Annotated in this window: 14 protein-coding genes; 7 read left to right on the forward strand and 7 right to left on the reverse strand. The window is 71.3% G+C overall.

Features of this window, described 5'->3' with window-relative positions; translation table 11 throughout:
- The first annotated feature begins 90 nt into the window (after nucleotides 1-90).
- The gene (locus I5071_RS26805; protein ID WP_236515689.1) at nucleotides 91-2,307 is read left to right on the forward strand and encodes an ATP-binding protein; all 2,217 of its coding nucleotides are present in this window, start codon (nucleotides 91-93) and stop codon (nucleotides 2,305-2,307) included.
- A gap of 63 nt (nucleotides 2,308-2,370) precedes the next feature.
- On the opposite strand, the gene I5071_RS26810 is transcribed toward I5071_RS26805, so the two are convergent.
- Nucleotides 2,371-2,994, reverse strand: coding sequence for a hypothetical protein (locus I5071_RS26810; protein ID WP_236515690.1), 624 nt, complete (start codon nucleotides 2,992-2,994; stop codon nucleotides 2,371-2,373).
- A gap of 262 nt (nucleotides 2,995-3,256) precedes the next feature.
- On the opposite strand from I5071_RS26810, the gene I5071_RS26815 reads away from it, so the two are divergent.
- Complete coding sequence (locus I5071_RS26815; protein WP_236515691.1) at nucleotides 3,257-3,511, forward strand: hypothetical protein; 255 nt, start codon at nucleotides 3,257-3,259, stop codon at nucleotides 3,509-3,511.
- Nucleotides 3,512-3,578: 67 nt separating this feature from the next.
- On the opposite strand, the gene I5071_RS26820 is transcribed toward I5071_RS26815, so the two are convergent.
- Together I5071_RS26820 and I5071_RS26825 are read right to left on the reverse strand one after the other, a co-directional pair.
- The gene (locus I5071_RS26820) at nucleotides 3,579-4,631 is read right to left on the reverse strand and encodes a BON domain-containing protein (RefSeq protein ID WP_236515692.1); all 1,053 of its coding nucleotides are present in this window, start codon (nucleotides 4,629-4,631) and stop codon (nucleotides 3,579-3,581) included.
- A gap of 166 nt (nucleotides 4,632-4,797) precedes the next feature.
- Complete coding sequence (locus I5071_RS26825; RefSeq protein WP_236515693.1) at nucleotides 4,798-5,346, reverse strand: dodecin family protein; 549 nt, start codon at nucleotides 5,344-5,346, stop codon at nucleotides 4,798-4,800.
- Nucleotides 5,347-5,672: 326 nt separating this feature from the next.
- Here I5071_RS26825 and I5071_RS26830 point away from each other — a divergent pair, with 326 nt between their 5' ends.
- Together I5071_RS26830 and I5071_RS26835 are read left to right on the forward strand one after the other, a co-directional pair.
- Nucleotides 5,673-6,716: a 3-oxoacyl-ACP synthase III family protein gene (locus I5071_RS26830; protein ID WP_236515694.1), complete on the forward strand. Its 1,044-nt coding sequence runs from the start codon at nucleotides 5,673-5,675 to the stop codon at nucleotides 6,714-6,716.
- A gap of 296 nt (nucleotides 6,717-7,012) precedes the next feature.
- Nucleotides 7,013-7,381, forward strand: a complete 369-nt coding sequence (locus tag I5071_RS26835) for a hypothetical protein (protein WP_236515695.1) — start codon at nucleotides 7,013-7,015, stop codon at nucleotides 7,379-7,381.
- A 19-nt stretch (nucleotides 7,382-7,400) separates the two neighbouring features.
- Here the strand turns inward: I5071_RS26835 and I5071_RS26840 are convergent, their stop codons facing one another.
- A complete protein-coding gene (locus tag I5071_RS26840; protein WP_236515696.1) occupies nucleotides 7,401-8,954 on the reverse strand; it encodes a DUF885 family protein in 1,554 nt (517 codons plus the stop codon).
- A gap of 55 nt (nucleotides 8,955-9,009) precedes the next feature.
- Here I5071_RS26840 and I5071_RS26845 point away from each other — a divergent pair, with 55 nt between their 5' ends.
- The gene (locus I5071_RS26845) at nucleotides 9,010-9,540 is read left to right on the forward strand and encodes an ExbD/TolR family protein (protein WP_236515697.1); all 531 of its coding nucleotides are present in this window, start codon (nucleotides 9,010-9,012) and stop codon (nucleotides 9,538-9,540) included.
- Nucleotides 9,541-9,589: 49 nt separating this feature from the next.
- Here the strand turns inward: I5071_RS26845 and I5071_RS26850 are convergent, their stop codons facing one another.
- Together I5071_RS26850 and I5071_RS26855 are read right to left on the reverse strand one after the other, a co-directional pair.
- Nucleotides 9,590-10,258, reverse strand: a complete 669-nt coding sequence (locus tag I5071_RS26850; RefSeq protein ID WP_236515698.1) for a dienelactone hydrolase family protein — start codon at nucleotides 10,256-10,258, stop codon at nucleotides 9,590-9,592.
- An 18-nt stretch (nucleotides 10,259-10,276) separates the two neighbouring features.
- A complete protein-coding gene (locus tag I5071_RS26855; protein ID WP_236515699.1) occupies nucleotides 10,277-11,092 on the reverse strand; it encodes an amidohydrolase family protein in 816 nt (271 codons plus the stop codon).
- Between the two features lie 58 nt (nucleotides 11,093-11,150).
- On the opposite strand from I5071_RS26855, the gene I5071_RS26860 reads away from it, so the two are divergent.
- Both I5071_RS26860 and I5071_RS26865 read left to right on the forward strand, forming a co-directional pair.
- Entirely contained in the window at nucleotides 11,151-11,774 is a 624-nt protein-coding gene (locus I5071_RS26860; RefSeq protein ID WP_236515700.1) for a class I SAM-dependent methyltransferase, read from the forward strand.
- A 417-nt stretch (nucleotides 11,775-12,191) separates the two neighbouring features.
- The gene (locus I5071_RS26865; RefSeq protein ID WP_236515701.1) at nucleotides 12,192-13,448 is read left to right on the forward strand and encodes a trypsin-like serine protease; all 1,257 of its coding nucleotides are present in this window, start codon (nucleotides 12,192-12,194) and stop codon (nucleotides 13,446-13,448) included.
- 394 nt (nucleotides 13,449-13,842) lie between these two features.
- Here the strand turns inward: I5071_RS26865 and I5071_RS26870 are convergent, their stop codons facing one another.
- The gene (locus I5071_RS26870; RefSeq protein ID WP_236515702.1) at nucleotides 13,843-14,838 is read right to left on the reverse strand and encodes a YihY/virulence factor BrkB family protein; all 996 of its coding nucleotides are present in this window, start codon (nucleotides 14,836-14,838) and stop codon (nucleotides 13,843-13,845) included.
- Between the last annotated feature and the right edge of the window lie 22 nt (nucleotides 14,839-14,860).

A 14,860-nucleotide genomic window follows, 5' to 3' on the forward strand; every position in this document is an offset into this window, starting at 1 on the left:
CACGCGTCGAGCGTGCGGTGACTTCCGTTCTGGACCGCGCGATCCGGGACGCTGACGCGTCGCGTCGTGCGGGATAGAGTCGCTCGCGTGATGGGGGATACGACGGTGGGCGACGGGGGTCGCTCGGCCGCCGAGGGCGCGCGTGTCGCTTCGGCGTCCGAAGCCGAGGAGCTCGCGCTCGCGCGCGCTCGCATCGAGCGGTTGGTGCGCGCGCTCGACGCGGAGCGAGAGGCGCTGCAGCGGAGCGAGGATCGCTTCCGCGCGGTGCAGGAAGCGGCGAGCACGCCGTTCTTGGTCGAGCGCGCGCTGCGCGATGCGACCGAGCAGATCGTCGACTTCGAGCTGGTGTGGGCCAACACCGCGGCGCGTGCGCGCGGCGGTGCGTTCACCGAGCTCGGGGCGCGGCTCTCGCACGTGCTCGAGAGCGCGGAGCGCGAGGGCACGCTCGCGTGCTTCGCGCGCGTGCTCGCGTCGGGCACGACCGAAGCGCGCGCGGTGATGCTCGAGACCGGGAGCGAGACGTGCCGCATCGAGCTGCACGCGGTCCGGCTCGGGCGCGATCTGCTCGGGCTCACCGCGCAGCTCGTCGACGAGCGACACACCGCCGAGCGCGAGCGCACCGCGCTGCTCGCCCGCGAGCGACGTGCACGCGCCGAGGCCGAGGCTGCGCTCCAGAGCTCGCAGACGACGCTCGCGCTGCTCGACGGAGTGCTCGACAACTCGCCCTCCGGCGTCGCGTTCTTCGATCGCGACCTCCGCTACATCCGGGTGAACCGCGCGCTCGCGCGGATGACGGGGCGACACCCCGAGACCCACGTCGGCCGCACGCTGCGCGACACCGCGCCCGATCTCGCACCGCTGCTCGAGCCGCTGCTCCTGCGCGTGCTCACCGAGGGTGCGACGTTCTCGCAGCACTTCTCACGCGGAAGCGAGGACGACGACACGCGTCGCGACTGGCTCGGCAATCTCTTCCCGGTCTATTCGCCCGACGGCGCGGTGCTCGGCGTCGGCCTCGACACCGTGGAGATCACCGAGCTCGCGCGGGCGCGACGTCGCGCCGAGGAGCTCGCACGCCAGCTCGAGCGCGCCGCCAGCGAGCGCGAGGCGCTCCTCGTGCGCGAGCGCGACGCGCGCGAAGAGGCGGAGGTCGCGAACCGGCTCAAGGACGAGTTCCTCGCGATCGTGAGCCACGAGCTGCGCACCCCGCTCCACGCGATCCGCGGCTGGGCCTCGCTCGCGAAGAACGGCGGCGCGCTCTCGAAGCAGTCGGTGCCGCTCGATCCGATGGTGCGCAAGGCGCTCGACGTGATCGATCGGAACGCCGAGGCGCAGGCGCGCATCATCGACGACCTGCTCGACGCGTCGCGCATCATCGCGGGCAAGCTCGCGCTCGAGGTGCAGACGATCGATCTCGCGGCGATCGCGCGCGACGCGGTCGAGGCCGCGCGGCCGAGCGCGGTGTCGAAGGGCATCACGGTGATGCACGCCATCTCGGCGCGCGACGCGTGCGTCGTCGCGGACCTCGGGCGCGTGCGGCAGGTGCTGTCCAACCTGATCTCGAACGCGCTGAAGTTCACGCCGCGCGGCGGGCGCGTCACGATCGCGGTGCAGCCCGAGGCCGACGAGGTGCGCATCGAGATCCGTGACACCGGCGCGGGCATCGGGCCCGAGCTGCTGCCCCACGTGTTCGATCGCTTCCGGCAGGGCGAGCAGGCGACGACGCGCAGGCACGGCGGGCTCGGGCTCGGGCTCTCGATCGTGCGGCAGATCGTCGAGCTGCACGGCGGCACCGTGCGCGCCGAGAGCGAAGGCCAGGGATGCGGCGCGACGTTCACGATCGTCCTTCCCCGCCGTCCTCCTCGCAGCACGCCGCTCGCGGTGCGCCCGCCCAAGCCGATCCGCGCGAGCACCCCGGTGCTCCGCAGCTATCGCGTGGTCGTCGTCGACGACGAGGTGGACGCGCGCGATCTCGCGAGCGTCGCGCTCTGCGAGGCGGGCGCCGAGGTGGACGTCGCGGGCTCGGTCGCCGAGGCGCTCGACGTGATCCGCCAGGTGCGCCCCCACGCGATCATCAGCGACATCGGCATGCCGGGCGCCGACGGCTACGAGCTGGCGCGACGGCTGCGCGCGAGCGAGGTGCTCACGCCGATCGTCGCGCTCACCGCGTATGCCGGCGCGGCCGACGCCGAGCGCGCGCACGCCGCGGGGTTCGACGCGCACCTGACGAAGCCGGTCGAGCCGGCGCAGCTCGTCGGTGTGATCGCCAAGCTGCTCGGAGAAGAAGAGACGATCCCCGGGTTCGGGTGAGTGTTCGGAAGGGTCATGGATGACCCTCTCCGAAACTCTGCGCGCGAGCGCGGTCGGCTCACGTCACAGCTGGCCGAGCGCGGGCGCGGCGCGCGAGCCGTCGCGGTCACCGCGCCCGAGCAGGCGATCGAGCAGACCGCGCACCTTGCCGGTGTGCTGGATCGCGCTCTCGGGGTGCCACCCGAACCACGCGAGCTGCGCGCACGCCTCTTCGACGAGCGGCTCGCGCACCGAGAGCCACTCGGTGCACCACGCGACGAGATCACGATCGTCGGCGGCCTCGGCGGCGCTGCGGATCAGCTTCACGAGATCCACGCCGTGGCGCATCCCGAGCAACGTCGCGCGGTAGGAGCGCTCCGACTCCATCGATCCGTCGGCGAGGTGCCGCCGCATCTGCGAGAAGCTCTCTCCGATCGTCGTGCCGGTCTTCGACGCCGGGAGGCCCCGGCGGCGCGCCAGCTCGGGGAGCTCGGGGCGCACCGACGCCGCGTGCGACGACACCGCGCGCAGCGCGCGCGCAGGCGCGCTGTTGCCGAGCCGTGCGGCCTCGGCCGGCGGATGGACCTCCGCAGAGCGCTCGGTCTGGAAGAGCTCGTGGAACAGGCTCGTGAGGAGGGCCCGGTGCGGGTTGAGCTCCCGCGCACGTCCCCGATCGTGCTGCTGCGTCTCGGCTCGGCTCGTCGTCATCACATCTCCTCGACACCGCCCCGGCGTCCCATCGAAGCCCTCGGCTCGCTTCACGTCGGCGACCCACGGCTTCGCCTTCTTCGCCACACGGGAACGGATTGCAGCACGCGTACCGCGACTCCGGCGTGCACGAAGGGCGCATTCGTGGGGAAATTCTCCCGGCATTCCGCGAAGCGAGACACGCATCTCCGCCTCGCCCTGTGGCGCTCCCTCGCTCAGCCGACACACGGCGCGGCACCTCGGTTGCACCGCACCATGCGCGATGGGTCACAAGCTCAAGAAGAAGACGCGCAAGCGCCTGAAGCGCCTCGCACGCACGATGGGACGCGTCGGCGGCGCGATCGCGGTCGAGATGGTGACCGAGATGATCGCGACCTTCGCCGAGCGCAGCATCGACATCACGGAGCGCATCGAGCGACGTCGCGCGAAGCGCGAAGAGGCGCCGCGTCCGCGCACCGAGAACGGTGCACGCGAGCGCGATCACGCGCTGCCTCGCACCGCCGACGATCACGGTTGACGGACGAGACGCGGGCGCACCCGGCACATCGCCCGGCGCGCCCGCGTCGCATTCGTTCGTTCGAGAGTCAGGACGAGCGCGCGTTGCGACCGCGCGTGCCCGGCTCGCTCGTGTCGCTGGTCGTCGTCGACGATGCAGTCCCCGTCTGCGTGTGCAGCTCGGTGCGCCGCACGCGGAGCTCGTTGCGCACGTCGTCGACGCCGTGCACGTCCTCGATCATCTGCTCGAGCCGGCGCTTGTGCTCGCGGTCGGACACGGTGCCGGTGAGCGTCACCTCTCCGTTCACCACCTTCACCTCGACCTCGCTCGCGTCGATCCAGCCCTGGCGCGCGATGACCTCCGAGACCTCCTCGCGCACGCGCTCGTCGCTGCGCTTGTAGCCCTTCGGGCCCTTGCCGAAGAACGGCCCGCGCTCGCGATCGCGCTCACCGAGCCCGAACGCGTTGCGGATGCCTTCGCCCATGCGCTGGAAGAAGCCGCCCTCTTCGCGATCACGATCACGATCGCGCTCCCATCGATCGCGATCACGATCGCGCTCCCACGCGCCCATGCCGCGCTCCCGCTCCCAGTCGCGCTGCTCACCGCGGCCATAGCCGCTGGTGCCATAGCCGCTCGTGCCGTAGCCGCCGGTCGTGCGCCCGTACCCGCCGTACCCACCGCTCGTTCCGTAGCTGCTCGAGTAGCCGAAGCCGCCCGGCGTGCCGAACGTGCTGGTGCGACCGCCCAGGCCCATCCCCGTCGTGCCGGCGTCGCGCTGGCCCGCGCCGTATCCGCCCGTCGCGTGCGAGCCGCCCCATCCGCCGCGCTCGCCGAGCCCGGTGCGGCCGTATCCGCCGTGCTCGTCGTCGCGCCCGTAGTCGCGACCGCGCCAGTCCTCGTCGCGACGAGTCATCCCGCGCTCGTAGCTGCCGTAGTCGCGACCGCGCCACTCGTCCTCGCGACCGCCCCAGTCGCTCGAGGCCCCACGCCAGTCCTCGTCGCGCGCACGCTGGAAGTACGCGCCGCGCTCGCGATGCTCTTCGTCGTGCTCGCGCGAGAATCCGCCGCGACGCTCGTCGCGGTCGCGCCCCCAGCGCTCACGGTCCTCGCCCCATCCGTACCGACGATCGCGCTCCACCATGTGATTGCCTCCGTTGCCCCGTCTTCGTCCTTTTTGTTCGTTCGTGCGCATCGTGCGCGAGAGACGCGACGAGTCGGACACACGACGTGCCCGACTCCCACGCTCCCGAATGCGACTGATGCGCTCGCGACTGGCACGCTCCATCGAGCGTGCCAATCGCGGGAGATCACGCGAAGTCGCGCCGACCCTCGCGCGAGCGGCGATGGCGCATGTGCTCGTGGACCGCGAAGGAGATCTTCGCGACGAGGCGGAACTCGACGATGCGGCCGTTCGCCACGATCGCCTGCATGTCCTTCACGTAGATCGACTTGATGTCGTCGATCGTCCGGCTCGCCTCCGCGACCGCCCGCCGCGTCGCGTCCTCCCAGGAGTGCGGCGACTGCGCGACGACCTCGATCACCTTCACGATCGGGGCCTCGCCGCGCTCGAGGCGCACCTCGTCGTCGCCCCGCATGCGCTCGCGACCTTCGTAGCCCCAGCCCTCGCTGCGGCCATTGCCCGAGCGCCACTCCTCGCGGTCGCGCATGCCGAAGCCGAAGCCGCCGCGCTCGCGCTGGTCGTCGTCGCGCATCCAGCCGCCGCCGCGACCGCGCTCCATCTCGCGACCGCGCTCCATCTCGCGACCGCGCGACCCCATCGAGCGGTCGTCCTCGCGTCCGTACTGCTGGAAGCGCCAGTCGCCGCCGTACCCGTTCGTTCCCCAGTCCTGACGCATGTGTCTCCTCTCGCGCTCGCCGCGCTCGGGCGTCCTCGGTAGGCCGTCCCGCGGCTGCAGGACGCATGCCCCGACTGCAGCGCTTCGTCTCACGCCGCATGCGCGTCACACCGCGTAGACCGGCCCCCGAAACGCTCGCGAAACGTCGCGCCGCGCGCGATCGCCCGAGCTCGAAGACGCGAAGCAGGCTGCCCCGCTGAGGCATTCGTGTGCGCGACGCGCGGTCGCATCCGCGTCCGAACGTCCCGAGGCGCTCCCTCAATCGTCCATTTGTGCAGGCTCGCCCGGACGTGCTACGCGACGCGACCTGGAGGTTTCAGAGAACCGTGCCGAACGCCTACATCTCGGGAACCGGCGGCTACGTGCCGCCGCGCGTGGTGACGAACGACGATCTCCGCACGCAGTACGGGATCGACACCACCCACGAGTGGATCCACCAGCGCACCGGGATCGAGGAGCGCCGCTACGCCGAGGACGGCGTCGGCTCGGCGGACATGGGCTTCGAGGCGGCGAAGATCGCGATCCAGCGCGCCGGGCTCACGCCGCGCGACATCGACATGATCCTCTTCGCGACGCTCTCACCCGAGCATCACTTCCCGGGTAGCGGCGTGTTCATGCAGCGGAAGTTCACCGAGCTGTTCGAGGGCGACATGCCCAAGTACATCCCGGCGATGGACATCCGGAACCAGTGCAGCGGGTTCCTCTACGGCCTCGGCACGGCCACCTCGATGGTGCAGTCGGGCGCGCTCAAGCACGTGCTCGTCGTCGGCGGCGAGACGCACTCGGCGGCGCTCGACATGACGACGCGCGGTCGCACCGTGACCTCGCTCTTCGGCGATGGCGCGGGCGCGGTGGTCGTGAGCGCGACCGACGATGCGAAGCGCGGCGTGCGCAAGTGGCATCTCGGCGCGGACGGTCGCTTCGCGGAGGCGCTCTGGATGCCCGTGTGGGACATCCGCAAGAAGCCCTTCGTGACGCTCCCCTACGGCCGCGAGGGCAAGGCCGAGATCGATCCGGGCACGCTCTGGCCGCAGATGGACGGCAAGCAGGTCTTCCGGCACGCGGTCGAGAAGATGTGCATGTCGCTCATGCAGGTCTGCTTCGATCAGTCGCTCTCCGCGAACGACATCGATCTCTTCGTGTTCCACCAGGCGAACATGCGCATCAACACGTATGTCGCGGACACGCTGGGGATCCCGCAGGACAAGCTGATCCACAACATCCACAAGTACGGCAACACCACGGCGGCGACGATCCCGCTGCTCCTCGCCGAGGCGGAGGAGACGGGTCGCCTGAAGCCGGGCATGAAGGTCGCGATGGTCGCCTTCGGCTCGGGCTTCACGTGGGGCGCGGCGATCGCGGATTGGTGATCGCAGCACGCACGTTCCGATCGAGGCCCGCGACTGCCGCACGGCAGCGCGGGCCTCGCGCGTTCCGTCGAGCGCGTGATCACAGCAGCGCGCGAGCCATCGCCACGGAAGAGAGAATTTCCAAGGAGAGCAGGAGTGTCAGGAGTAAAGGAGAGCTGGGTCTTGGAGTGAATCCCTCCTGCAACTCCTGCTCTCCTTGGCGGAATCTCTTCTCTCCGTGGCCCTCTGCGGTGAAATTTCGCGGCCCGCGGCGGCTGGCGTTGCCGCGCTGACGAGCCCCGATCACGATCCGGTGCATGGATAGCGCCGAGCGCATGAAGGTCGGGTTCGAGGCGCTCTCGCGCGAGCTGCTCGCGTCGCGTCGCGTCTTCCTCGCAGGCGGAGCCGTGGCGCTCCTGACCGCGACCCTCGCGTTCGTCGCCTACCTCTCCGGCGCGTGGGCGTGGCCAGGCGGGATCGAGCCCGCCACGACCGCGGGTCGGAACGCGCTCGGCGGCGCCGCGGTCGCTGCCTTCTTGGTTCCTCTGGTCTCGATCGGGTCGCCGTTCGTGCTCGCCGCGGCGATCGTGCGCAACGCGGTGCGCGCTCGCTTCGCGCGCGAGGCAGGCGACCGCTACGGCCTCGACGCCGACCAGACGTCGGCGGTGCTCGCGATGGCACGCTGAGCTCGCGACCGGAGGTCGGCTAGCCGCCCAGCAGCAGCGCGGGCGGCACCGGGCCGGCCGCGAGCAGCGCCGCGATCGCGCGCGTCTCGTCACCGCGCGCGCGATGCGGCGCGAGGTGTCGCTCGATCGCGAGCGCGCCCGTGAGGTACGTGAGCGCCTGGAGCGGGATGCGCTGATATCGCGCGACCTCGCGCGCCGCGATCGCCTCGGGCAGCAGTGCACGATCGATCAAGAACGCGCGCGCCTCGTCGAGCGACATCGTCTCGGTGTGGATCCCGAGATCGACGATCACACGCGCCGCGCGGATCGCGCGCACGTTCCACGCGTAGACCGCGGCGATGCCCTCGTAGAAGCCGAGCTCGAGCATGCGGTGCTCGACCCACGTGGCCCACCCTTCGATCGAGAGCATCGCGCCGAAGTACGAGCGCGCCATCGCGACGTCGTCGGCGATCGCGAGGAAGCGCACCGGACGCGCATCGCGACCGTGGGCGCGCGCGAACGCGAGGCTCTGCAGCGCGTGCCCCGGCACCGCCTCGTGCACCGCGAGCAGCGGCGCGGCCATCGCCGGATGCACCCGCGCGTCGCGCGACACCAGGAAGTCGGCGCGCGGCTCCGGCGCGCACAGCGGAGCAGGCCAATTCTGCGCGTGCCCGGCCTCGGCGATCGCGGGCGGGAGCGCGCCGACGCGCACCGCGAACGCTCCTTCGATCGGCACGAGCGCGTGCTCGCGCGCGAACGTCGTCGCGCGCGCGACGAGCGCCTCGTAGCCGGGGATCACGTCGTCGTCGCTCGACGCGAGCGAGCGCGCGTAGTGGGCCTGCATCGCCGCACGCACCGAGGCCACGTCGCGCGCGGCTGCGAGCTCGGGCACCCGCGCGGCCTCGTGCACCAGTGAGTCGTGAGCGCGTGCGAGCTCGACGTGCGCCTCCGCGAGCGACATCTCGAGCGAGAGCGCCATGTCGCCGAGGCGCGCGTGCGTCTCCTCGGCGCCGATCGCGCCGGAGGCGCGCGCATTCGAAAGTACACGGTCGTTCAAGAATCGCGCGTGTGCCTCGTAGGCGCGCGCCGCGTCGGGCGCGCCGAGATCATCGAGCGCGCGTGCGATCACCGGCAGCGACTGCTCCGCGATCCACCGCACCGTGCCCGCGTGCGCCCGCGCGCCCTCCGCGATGCCAGCCTCGAGCGTGCGCTGGTGCGCCGCGAGGAACGCGGGGATCGCTCGTGCACGCACGACCGCGCGCTCGTCGTGCGCCAACCGATGACGGAGCAGGTGGTACGGCAGCAGCCCCAGCTCGACGTTCGCGAGGTGCGCCCCGCGCGCGACGCGACGCACCTCGTGCCGCGCCCACGACGCGATCATCCACGCGTCGAGCCGCGCCTCGCCCTCGATCGCGCAGGACTCGAGCGCGCGCAGCATCGCACCGAGCGCCCGCGCTTCGTCCTCGATCGCCTCGCGTGATGGATCGCCGAGACGTTCCAGGGGATCGACGATCCCGAGCGTGCCCGCCTCGTCGGGATGGGCCTCGCGCCACCGATCGAAGAACGACGCGCGCAGCGCCGCGAAGTCGGTCATGCACCGAGCCTGGGGTCACCGGGAACTTTCGCCATCGCCCGCGCTCCAAGCGCCGATGGCCTCCCCGCTCACCCTCGCCCGCCGCGTGCGACGCGCGCTCGCACGACGCCCGTCCGATGCCCCGCTCGACGGCGAGCTGAACATCGTCCCGTTCCTCGACATCATCACGAACCTGCTGCTCTTCCTGCTCGCGACCGCGGGCTCGGTGATGGTCGTCGCCCAGGTCGACGCCCAGCTCCCGCGCGGCCGCCGCGGCTCGTCCCCGAGCACACCCACGCCCAGCGTCACCCTCGTCGCGAGCGGCGTCGTCATCGCCGGGCCGGGCGGCTTCGCGACGGCCGACTGCACCGCGACGACGCGCACGTACACGATCGCGATCCCGCGACGCGACGGCGCGATCGACTTCACCGCGCTCTCCTCGTGCGCCGCGCGGCTCCACGCATCGCTCACGCACGACGATCGCGTGATCCTCGGCGCCGATCCCAACGTGCCCTACGACGAGCTGATCCGCGCGATGGACGCGCTGCGCGCCGACGGCGATCGCCCGCTCTTCTCGGAGATCCTGCTCTCCGCCGGCGTGCGCTGAGCTCCCCGGGAGGCTGCGCGCCTGCGGGTACCTCGCACGACGAGCCTGATCACCCCTGGAGCTTCGATGCGAGGTACGCGAGCGCGCGCGCCCACGCCTCCTGCGCGGCCTTCGCGTCGTACGTGCGCTGGTCGCCGTCGCGCATGAACGCGTGGCCCGCGTCGTACACGTGCAGCTCCATCTCGCCGCCGTGCACCTGCACCTCGCTCTGGAACTTCTGCGCGCGCGCCGGGGTCGCCCACTCGTCGCGCTGCGCGAAGTGCGCCTGGATCGGGCACTTCACCTTCGAGGCCTCGAAGTATCCGGGGATCGGGATCCCGTAGAACGGCACCGCCGCGCGGAGCCCCTCGATGCTCGTCGCCGCCGCGAACGCCATCGCGCCGCCCATGCAGAACCCGACGATGCCGATGCGCCCGTTGCACCGCGCGTCCTGCTCGAGCCGGATCATCGCCGCCGCGACGTCCTGCATCGCCTCGGTCGTCGAGAGCCTCTGCATCAGCCGCGAGGCCTCCTCGGCGTTCGTCGCGGTCTCGCCGTGATAGAGGTCGGGCGCGAGCGCGAGATATCCCTCGGCGGCGAATCGATCGCAGAGCGCGCGGACCTGATCGGTGATGCCGAACGACTCGTGCACGATGATCAGGCCCGGCACCACGCCGTCGCCCGGCGGGGTCGCGAGCTCGCCGTCGACACCGTCCGCGACCCGGATCTTCTCGCTCATCGTCCCCCCGCTGCGTGCTCAGAGGCCGAAGATGCGCACCGCGTTGTCGCGCAAAAAGAGGCGGCGTGCTTCTTCGTCGAGCCCGAGCGCGTCCAGCCCCTCGAGGCACGCGCCGGGCGTGATCATCGGGTGGTTCGATCCGAACAGCACCTTCTTGCGACCGTGCGCGCGCATGAACGCGACGAGCGACGCCGGATACCGGGTCGCCTTGTACGCCGACGTATCGATGTAGACGTTCGGATACTTCGTCGCGAGCGAGATCATCTCCTCGGTCCACGGATGGCCGACGTGCCCTCCGACGATCACCAGCTCGGGGAAGTCGAGCGCGACGCGATCGAGATAGGGAATCGGGCGCCCCGGCTCCGAGGGCATCGAGGGCCCGGTGTGCCCGACCTGCGTGCAGAACGGCAGTCCGAGATCCACGCACGCCGCGTAGATCGGGTAATAGCGCGGATGATCGGGCGGCAGCTCCCAGAGCCACGGCAACACGCGCACTGCGCGGAATCCGCGCGCCGCACAGCGACGGATCTCGCGCACTGCCTCCATCGGTCTGCGCAGATCGGCCGACGCGACACCGATCAATCGTCCCCCGCTCGCGTCCACCCAGCGCGCGACGTCGTCGTTCGAGATCAGCGGCCCACCGGGCCCCCACCACGCGGAGAGCAGCGCGCGCTCGACGCCCGCCGCGTCCATCGCGCCGAGCGTCAGCTCGAGGGGGATCGACTCGGGCACGACGTCGAGCCGCATCCACCGCCGGAGCGTCTCGAACATCGGATGCGCGAGGAAGGTCGGCGGCGGATGTTGGATCCAGGCATCGATCACGCGGACGTCCATGCGCGCGACGGTACACCGGCTCGCGCCGCGCGGACGCGCGTGCGATAGCGATCCTTCGATGACGCCGCTGAAGCAGGTGTGGGATCGCGAGGTCGTCGGCCGACTGCTCGATCACGGGATGACCGGTGTCGATCCACTGCGCGCCGAGCTCCTGCGCGACGTGCGCGGTCGCGTGGTCGAGATCGGCTTCGGCACCGGCGCGAACCTGCCGTTCTACCCCGACGCGGTCACCGAGCTCGTCGCGGTCGAGCCGAGCGTCGGGCTCGCGGAGCGCGCACGCCCGCGCCTCGCGGCATGGGATCGTCCTCATCGCGTCGTGAGCGCGTCCGCGTCGCGCCCGCTGCCGCTCGATGCTCGTTCGTTCGACGCCGCGGTCGTCACGTTCGTGCTCTGCTCGGTGAACGACGTGCGCGCGGTGCTCGACGAGGTCGCGCGGCTGCTCGCGCCCGGCGCGCCGCTCTTCCTGGCCGAGCACGTCGCCGCGCCGCGAGGCCCCCTGCGCAGCGTCCAGAAGGCGCTCCGTCCGGCGTGGGGCGCGCTCCTCGGCGGCTGCGATCCCGCGCGCGACACCCGCGCCCGGCTCGACGAGAGCGGCTGGGACACGAGCGCGCTGCGCGACGTCTCGCTCGATCTGCCGCTCCCGGTGCGCCCCGGCCTCGTCGGCACCGCACGCACGCGCTGATCGCAGCGCTCGAGCGCGCCGCGGTGTGCCGCGCCGTTCTCGGCGTGTCCGGCGGTGCACACGCCCATGGGCGCGTGATCACGTGGGCGGCCCATGCGTTTTTCAGCGACGCACGACGCGTGCTCCGACTGCGACGTCCGATTGCGTCCGTGATGCACGCGCGACCGCTGGCACTCGCGGTGCTCATGGCCCGCTCGCAACGACGACGACGATTTCGGTGCCCGTCGGTGGAAGTCGCTCGACGCATTCCCGACAGAGCATCGACGGGGACGAGCGGGGAGCACTGGAGTCGTCTTCGTCCGAGCAGACATCGAATTGCGTACTTCGACTGGCACCCTCGACATCGATGGTGCCAGTCGAGAGGGAGACTTGCGTCCCATGAGACAACATCGTTCGTTCGGCCTTCGACTGGCCCGCATGGCCACCGCCGCCGGCGCGGCGCTCGGCCTGGGCACGGGCGCGCTCGGCTGCGCGTCGGAGCCTGCACCAGAGGTCGCGGAAGAAGAGGTCATCGGCGGAGTCGCGGCGAATTCCGCGAGCCTCGATGCGATCGGCAGCCTCGGGATCGCGGATCCCTACGGGCAGGTGCAGCCCTTCTGCACTGCCACGCTGGTCGGTCAGGAGACGGTGCTGACTGCGCGCCACTGCTCCGAGCTCTTCGATTCGGGCATCTATACCGGCTACGGCTATCGCATCGTGTTCGCGATCGGGCCCGACGGTTATTCGCCGCGGCGCACCGTGGACGTCGTCGCGTCGACCGAGCTGCCGCGCGGTGATCAGCAGAGCTTCGTCGGTTATTGGCGCGACATCGCGGCGCTCCACCTCGACACGCCGATCACCGACATCGCGCCGGCACGCATGGCCGCGCTGACCGATCGCGACATCGGCCGCGACTTCGCGGTCATCGGCTACGGCATGCGCAACAACGCCGGCGAGTACGGCATCCGCCGCGCCGGTACGGTCGAGCTGCGCGCGCGCTCGGGCCGCATCTTCGAGATGATCTTCGGCAGCTACGAGGCATTCCGCGAGTGGCTCGTCGGACAGGGCCACTTCGGTGTGATCCTCGATCGCGCGGAGCTGGAGCGCGAGCTCGGCATCACCTTCCCCGCAGAGGACGAGGACGGTGGCCCGCCGCCCGACGACGGCGATGCGGGTGTGCCCGACGACGGCGGCCCGCCGCCCGACGACAGCGATGCTGGCCCGCCCCCCGACGACGGCGACGCGGGTCCCGACGACTACTACGAGCAGCTCTATCGCCAGTACTACGAGACCACCTATCTGCTCCCCGAGTACGAAGCGTGGGTGGGCAACACCGAGGGTGACGCGCAGATCTGCCACGGCGACTCGGGCGGTCCGCTCACGCGCATCGTGAATGGCCAGCTCCGCGTGTTCGGCGTCGCGTCGTGGGGCATCCACTCGCGCGAGATGTACTGCAACTACGGCGGCATGTACGCGGTGTTCGGCCAGGAGTCGCTCGACGCGGCGAACGAAGCGCGCCGCTGGCGCGACCCCTGCGGCGACGCGACGGCGCTCGGCGAGTGCCGCGGTGACGTCGCGGTGCGCTGCACCGGTGCCGGCGAGGGCCCGCGCCGCGTGACCCGCACGCGCTGCAACCTACTCGGCCAGACCTGCGGCACCGGCGACGACGGCCAGGTCGCGTGCGTCGATCCGTGATCGAGTCGTGAACCGGCGCGCGGCGCGACGAGCTCTCGTCGCGCCGCGCGTCCTTCTCGAGGACTCGCCTACCGTCCGCGCGCTTCGCCCGCTCCCCTCTGGGACCGCGGGACGAGCACTCCAGCAGGGACAAAAATCGGCTCGCCCGCAGGTCCCTACCGTCCGCGCGCTTCGCCCGCTCCCCTCCGGGACCCGCGGGACGAGCACTCCAGCAGGGACAAAGTCGGCTCGCCCGCAGGTCCCTACCGTCCGCGCGCTTCGCGCGCTCCCGTCCGGGACCCGCGGGACGAGCACTCCAGTAGGGACAAAAATCGGCTCGCCCGCAGGTCCCTACCGTCCGCGCGCTTCGCGCGCTCCCGTACGGGACCTCCGGGACGAGCACTCCGGCAGGTGCTCACCGCGCGTACGAGGGCCCGAGCGTGTCGGCCATCGTCGCGCCGCGCTCGCCCATCGGCGCCGGCTCGCCGACCGTGCTGTCCTTCGCGGTCTGGTGCTCCATCTCCGCGTTGATCTCGGCGCCGAGCAGGATCGCGAAGGCGCTGATGTAGAACCAGAGCAAGAGCACGATCACGCCGCCGAGCGCGCCATAGGTCTCGTTGTACTTGCCGAAGTTCGACACGTAGAACGAGAAGAGCGCGGTCGCGCCGAGCCAGACCGCCATCGCGACCACGCCCCCGGGCGTCACCCACCGCCACTTGGCGTGCGTGCGATTCGGCGCGAATCGATAGAGCGCGGAGAGCCCGACCGTCGCGAGCAGCGCGAGCAGCGGCCAGCGCCCGACGTCGAGCACCCTCTCGACCACGCCTCCGAGCCCGACGTACTCGAAGATCACCGGGAGCACGCCGACCGAGAACACCGCGAGCGCGATGAACGCGATCGCGCCGAGCGTCAGCGCGATCGAGAGCGCGCGCAGCTTGAAGAAATTGCGGGTCTCCCGCTCGTCGTACGCGATGTTCAGCGCGTCGATCAGCGCGCGCATGCCGCCCGACGCCGCCCAGAGCGCGCCGAGCAGCGACACGACGAGACCGATGCCGAGGCCTTGTCGCGGCGTGCTCACGATCGCGTGCATCTGCTCGGCGAGGAGCGTGCGCGCGTCGCCGGGGAGCGCGCTCGACATGCTCGCGATCTGTCGCTCGACCTCCGCGGGATCCGAGACGAGCCCGTAGAGCAGCACCAGCGCGATCAGCGCCGGGAAGATCGCGAGGATCGTCCAGAACGCGACGCTCGCCGCGACGACGGAGATGCGGTCCTCCTTCATCTCCTTCTTCACGCGGAGCAGCACGTCCTTCCACCCCTTCGCAGGGATCTCGGTGGGACGGTCCGCTTCGCGACCGCGGCCTCGCTCGAGCGTTGCGTCGTAGCCCTGGGCTCCGTAGGTCGTGTCCGCCACGCTGCGCCTCCTCCGAAGACGA

The organism is Sandaracinus amylolyticus (genome assembly GCF_021631985.1).
Taxonomy (GTDB): domain Bacteria; phylum Myxococcota_A; class Polyangia; order Polyangiales; family Sandaracinaceae; genus Sandaracinus; species Sandaracinus amylolyticus_A.